The sequence below is a fragment of the Streptomyces sp. NPDC002889 genome, from assembly GCF_042888425.1.
GTDB lineage: Bacteria > Actinomycetota > Actinomycetes > Streptomycetales > Streptomycetaceae > Streptomyces.
Map to the genome: position 1 here is coordinate 1 of NZ_JBIAPT010000061.1, position 5,253 is coordinate 5,253.

Consider the following 5,253-nt stretch of genomic DNA (forward strand, 5'->3'; position numbering starts at 1 on the left):
CACTCCCCCGACCCACAAACCCTCAACACCGTCACCCGCATGCAAATCACACGCATCCAACAGACCCAACAAGGAAAAACACCCACCGCCACAACACCCTGAAACCAACCAACCCCAAACCACACCACCCACACTGCAGTTACCCCATGCAGGGCCACCCAGCAAACAGCACACACTCCCCCCGACGCTGCCATATCGCGTCAAACCGTGCGGTGTGGGTGTGTCAATTAACGGCTGATCTTGGTTGTTGAGGTTCAGTTGTTGGCCGGGGTGAGCCGGCCCTCGAAGGCGATCTGGAATGCGTTGAGGGGTGCCTTCCAGCGCATGGTCCATCGCTTGCGGCCCTTGCCGGTCGGGTCGAGGCTCATCAGTGCCATGTAGACGCACTTGAGGGCGGCGGCCTCGTTGGGGAAGTGTCCGCGGGCCCGGACGGCCTTGCGTATGCGGGCGTTCACGGATTCAATCGCGTTCGTTGAGCAGATGACCTTCCGGATCTCGACGTCGAAGGAGAGGAAGGGCACGAACTCGGCCCAGGCGTTCTCCCACGGTTTGCACGGTCGGCTTCAGCACGGCGGAGTGCTCCGGCGGCACGGTCGACTTCCGCAGCGCGGACGGTGCAGCCCCGACTGATCTGATCCCCTCGGGCAGATCGCCGCTGCCAACTGGGCTGACCTTGCCTTCGGCGTGGTACCCGAGTCCCTGAGAAGGAGGGCCCGGCCGGACAATGCCGGACTGCAGACGCTGCAGCAGGCCGGGCAGGGAGAACGCGAGGCTCCTGCAGGGGAATCGAACCCCTCGGTGGCACCGGGGGCTGGTGTACGTGGCGGGCCGCAGCTCCGCCCCCGTGGGGTCGGAGAGAGCGCGGCGACGATGTGGTGGGGACCTGGGCCTTGCCCGCGGGTGTGCGATGAGCGAAGGACAAGTCGTGTCACATCGGAGGGGCCGCGGTAGCCGTCCAGGAAGTATGTGTTGGACACGGTGTGCAGCGGGGCCACGCGCCGCAGAAGACCGCTACCCAGCCAATCACCGCGCTGCTTCTCACCAGCCGGACCAGGAAGCCGAGTCCGGCCGCGGCCTGTTCCCGGTCGCAGCCCTGGCCATCCGCTGGGGCGATCACCTGACCACCGTTGGCCGCACCGTTGAGCCGAACTCGACCTTCGCTCCCCACCGAGCGCGTCACGATCAGCATCGTATGGATTCGGCGTACCCGGTACGGTGATCGGCATGAGTGACGATATGCAACGGGTAGCCGAGTCCTGGGACCGGATCGGGGCGTGGCTGCGTGTCCACGCTCCCGCTTCGGCCGCTTTGTTGCGCCCGCCGGCTGGTGATGCGGACATCGCGGCGGCGGAGACGGCCATGGGCGTGGAGCTTCCGGTGGTGCTCGCGGCCTGGTATCGCATCCATGACGGCTTCGGCGAAGGATTTGGACGCGGGATTTTGCCGTCCGACATGGCGATGTTGCCTCTTGGCGAGCTGGTGGATGAGTACGAGACCCATACGCAGCACTGGGAGCGGGAGCCGGGCCTTGTGCCGTTCGCACGGAAGGACGGGGACATCTGGTCCGGCTGGTATGTGGACGCGCGCTCGGGTGAGCCCTCCTTCGGTGGCCTGGGCCACTGGTCGGTGGACGGAGGGGACGATCCCTACCCGTCGGGTACGCAGGGGTGGCTGCTTGCCGACTGGCTGACCGAGATCGCCGCAGCACTGGAAGAAGGGCGGTGTCTGCACCGGCCGGATGGAGTGGACGACACGTACAACTGGCCGGTGTTGACCGGTCGCGGGGGGCTGACCTGGATCGACCCCAGGGACCCGCGGTTGTTCCCCGAGGGAATGATCAAACTTGACGGTCCCCGTTAGGGCTGGCGGCCCGGGACGTACACGCCCCGGGCCACCAGCTGGCAGTTCGTTCGCGGGTTACGGCTTAGGGACGGTGCACGTCACAGTCGTCTTGCTGGCGTCGCAGTGCTCGAACTCGGGGAACTGAACCCAGTACTCGTCCTCGTCCAGCAGGTGGAATTTCCCTGCCGCGGCGAAAGCCCCGGGGAATCCGGCCATCGAACCGGAGTTGATCCAGCCCGACATCGAGGAGCGTCCACACGATTCTTGCCACGTGGGCCCGGCCTTGCGCTCGTCGTCGTACAGGTGCCACTCGCCCTGCTTCACCCGGGTGGCATAGCTCTGCACGCACTCGTCGCCGCTGGAGACTTCGTTCAGGCCCCCCAGAGTCTGCGGCATGCCACCGGAGTTGTAGGTGGCGGCGTAGGCGAACTCGTCGCACGACTTCGCGTCACGGGTGCTGATCTCGGGCAGCAAGGTGGTGTCGGGGTGACCGTAGACCTTTGCCCAGACGTCACTTCCCACCTTCGGGCAGATGGTGTCCCGGTTTAACTGCGGATCCCGATTGTGCTTGTTCTTGATTTCCTTCGGCAGGTACTTCATCGGCTTGCCCGCGCTCTTGCTGCCGGGGTGGTTAGGCAGCTTTGACTGGATCAGCCAGCCGTGGTGCCCAATGGCTGGCCTGCCAGGTACCAGCCCGCGCCATAGAACGAGGCGGCGAAGCCGATCGCCGAGCGAGCCAAGGAGGTGTGACCCTGCGGGAAGGCCCGGGCGTTGTCAGGGAGAGGCGCGGTGCTCGGCCAAGGCCTCGACACGGAGGCGTTTCCAGCGCTGCTGGCGTGGAGGGCCAGCGCTTCCGCGGCGGTACTTGAAGCCATCAGGTTCGTCGAGTTCGGGGAGAGTGCCGTGTCCGAGGGCGCTGAGGAAGCTGTTCGTGTTGGCGTAGCCGAGAATCTGGGCAGCTTCTGAGGCGCCGACCATGTCGTCGTCCTCCTGGTAAGGGGGTGGCAGCGTACCGCGCTGTCGGGCCGCAGCCACGAGTGTGGCGCGACGCCACTTCTTGCGGGGCCGGGCACGTCCCTCCTTCTTCAGGGCCTCGGGCTGGGGTAGCTCAGGAATGTTGCCCTGGGAGAGAGCGCTGAGGAATGAGGCGACGCTGCTGTAGCCGAGAAGGGTTGCTGCTTCGGAGATGCCGAGCAGCTCGTCGGGGTTGCCGTGCGCGGATGTCTGGGACAGGGAGGCCGGGGCGGATCTGCGCCTTCCCTTGCCAGGGCGGCTGGTGGCCCAAGCGACGATGGTTCCGCGTCGCCACTGCTGCCCGTTGGCGTCTTGCTGGTCGGGTTTGGGGAAGTATCCGGGCCGGTCACGGCGGTAGGCATCGATGGTGGCGACTCTTGTGTAGCCGAGGAGCTTGGCCACCTCCGCCTTGCCCAGCAGCTCGTTCTGGTCGGACTCGAGTACAGCGGCTGACAACTTCCGCTGTCCGGTGGCCCGCTGGGCGAAGAACGCAGCGACCTGGTCGTGGCGCCAGAGCCGCTTGCGGCCCGTCGTGCGAGCCACCGAGGGAAAGCCGCTGTCCGCGTTGTTGCTCCACACGCTGATCCGGGGCCGGCTCGTGCCGAACTCCTCCACGATCTGCGCGGTGTCCACGAGCCGTGCGGCCTGAGGCACCACAACCCCTTTGGAAGGTCAGAAAACCGATGCCAGCACCCGAATGAGCGCGACAGATTCGATCATTCCAAAGCTGTTTGGTTGATTCCAGGAGCCCCTTCCGCGTGTAGACCATGAGGGTGAGTAGGGTCACGGAGACTGACGACAGACTGATCAGGCTGATCCGGAAATGGTGGAGGATGCGCAGCTGCTTGATCCTCGAGATAGCGTCCCCGCACTTCATACACCGGTGTCCGCTGTTTCCGACGCCCTGGCGGAGTTCATCCGGGAGCTGATCGTCATCGGCACCAACGAGGGCCTCACCGCCGCCCGCGCCCGCGGCCCCACGCAGCTCGTCACCGGTGCTGGAAGAACTTCGCGGACAAGAACTCCCGCAAGTGGGCTGGGTGGCCCTCGCGGCCGAGCATCCGCAGCAGGTCGTAGGCGCGGACCTGACGCGGTCGAACTCGACGATGACGACGAGGGGTAGGCGGGTCGCGCAGCGGCCGCCGGCCTCCGCCAGCCGGGGTGGTCCAGAGCACCACGGCGTTCAGGAAAGCGAACCGAGCTGGTCCTCCATCCCGTCCCGGACGCCTGGTGGATGGTGCCGCGCTTGCCGTGAAATCGACGTGATCGAGCGGCCGGGATCGGGCAGCAGATCGCGGGCCGCGCGGTCTCGTGGCCCTCGGCGCGCAGCTGGGCGACGGCGGCATCGATGTACCTAGTACTGCAATCACAGTTATGGGGTGTGCCCGCGTTGTCTGTAGTGGCTGTTGCGGGCGCGTGTCTGGCTGAGTCTTCGCCAGTGTGACCAGTGCAGATGGTGCTGAACGGTGAGGCGGGCAGGGTGGAGGAGGTGGCCGATGAGGCGGCGTATCTCTGCCACGGACAGTGGTATCAGGCCACCGTGGTGGCCCCTTTTGAGAGTTCGTGGGCGCGGGCTGCGGTGAGTGCGGCGAGGGTGGCCATGGCGAGGGTGATGTGCCGGTACCAGGCGTGGTAGAGCCGGACCTGGTAGTGGTCCAGGCCGCACTCACCCTTGGCGGTCTGAAAGCACTCTTCGACGGCCCAGCGGGCGCCAGCTACCCTGACCAGGTCTTTCAGGCGGGTGCCGACGGGCCCGTGGCAGACGTAGTAAGCGATATCGGAGGGGTCTTTCAGGCTGCGGCGGGCCAGGACCCAGTGGCCGTGGCCGTTCTCCCACCAGATCCGGATGGGGATCCGCGCCCACTGGTACATACGCTCACCGTGGGACCCCTTCCCGGCGGACAGACGCTTCCAGGACTGTGGCGCGAGAGCGGCCACCAGCTCGTCGACACGGCGTTCCCCCGCGCCGCGGGTGATGACGGTGTCGCTGGTCTTCACACACATCACATGGCTTATGGCCCGCTGTTCCATCCACCACCGCAGGGATTTCGACTGCCCGTAAGCCTCGTCCGCGGTGACCCACGCGAACGGCACGCCGGCCTGGACAGCACGCAGAAGCATGGCCTTGAAGTGCTCGGTCTTCGTCGCGAACGACACCTCGTCCGGGATCCCGGCCTCCCGGCACCGCTCGCGGTCCTCCGCCCAGGAGACGGGCAGGTACAGCTCCCGGTCGATCAGGGCCCGACCCTTCGCCGACGCGTACGCGAGGAACGTGCCGACCTGGCAATTCTCCGTCCGTCCGGGGGCCCGTATTTCAATAAGTGCTCGGCAGAAGGGTGTTGGTGGGAGTCTGAGATATGACCCCGTGTCTGTCAGGCCGCGTTGCCGCTCGTGCTA

4 protein-coding genes and 2 pseudogenes are annotated in these 5,253 nt (G+C 66.2%); 2 read left to right on the top strand and 4 right to left on the bottom strand.

The annotated features are described in order from the left end of the window. Positions 1-254: 254 nt before the first annotated feature. A pseudogene (locus ACFYWI_RS38235) lies at positions 255-545 on the bottom strand (transposase); the annotation flags it as partial. 679 nt (positions 546-1,224) lie between these two features. Here ACFYWI_RS38235 and ACFYWI_RS38240 point away from each other — a divergent pair. After that, positions 1,225-1,860: an SMI1/KNR4 family protein gene (locus ACFYWI_RS38240; protein WP_389240760.1), complete on the top strand. Its 636-nt coding sequence runs from the start codon at positions 1,225-1,227 to the stop codon at positions 1,858-1,860. A gap of 57 nt (positions 1,861-1,917) precedes the next feature. Here ACFYWI_RS38240 and ACFYWI_RS38245 read toward each other — a convergent pair whose 3' ends face one another. Together ACFYWI_RS38245 and ACFYWI_RS38250 are read right to left on the bottom strand one after the other, a co-directional pair. Then, on the bottom strand, positions 1,918-2,442 hold the full coding sequence (locus ACFYWI_RS38245) for a hypothetical protein (RefSeq protein WP_389240762.1): 525 nt from the start codon (positions 2,440-2,442) through the stop codon (positions 1,918-1,920). A 174-nt stretch (positions 2,443-2,616) separates the two neighbouring features. Next, positions 2,617-3,510 (bottom strand): helix-turn-helix transcriptional regulator, encoded by an 894-nt coding sequence (locus ACFYWI_RS38250; protein WP_389240764.1) that lies wholly within the window; start codon positions 3,508-3,510, stop codon positions 2,617-2,619. A 247-nt stretch (positions 3,511-3,757) separates the two neighbouring features. On the opposite strand from ACFYWI_RS38250, the pseudogene ACFYWI_RS38255 reads away from it, so the two are divergent. Next, a pseudogene (locus ACFYWI_RS38255) lies at positions 3,758-3,832 on the top strand (recombinase family protein); the annotation flags it as partial. Positions 3,833-4,386: 554 nt separating this feature from the next. Here ACFYWI_RS38255 and ACFYWI_RS38260 read toward each other — a convergent pair. Beyond that, the gene (locus ACFYWI_RS38260) at positions 4,387-5,232 is read right to left on the bottom strand and encodes an IS701 family transposase (protein WP_389240766.1); all 846 of its coding nucleotides are present in this window, start codon (positions 5,230-5,232) and stop codon (positions 4,387-4,389) included. Positions 5,233-5,253: the final 21 nt, after the last annotated feature.

Bases quoted from the DNA above. Each gene is read 5' to 3' on its own strand.
- ACFYWI_RS38240 (WP_389240760.1), top strand. From the start codon at position 1,225: ATGAGTGACGATATGCAACGGGTAGCCGAGTCCTGGGACCGGATCGGG.
- ACFYWI_RS38245 (WP_389240762.1), bottom strand. From the start codon at position 2,442: ATGAAGTACCTGCCGAAGGAAATCAAGAACAAGCACAATCGGGATCCG.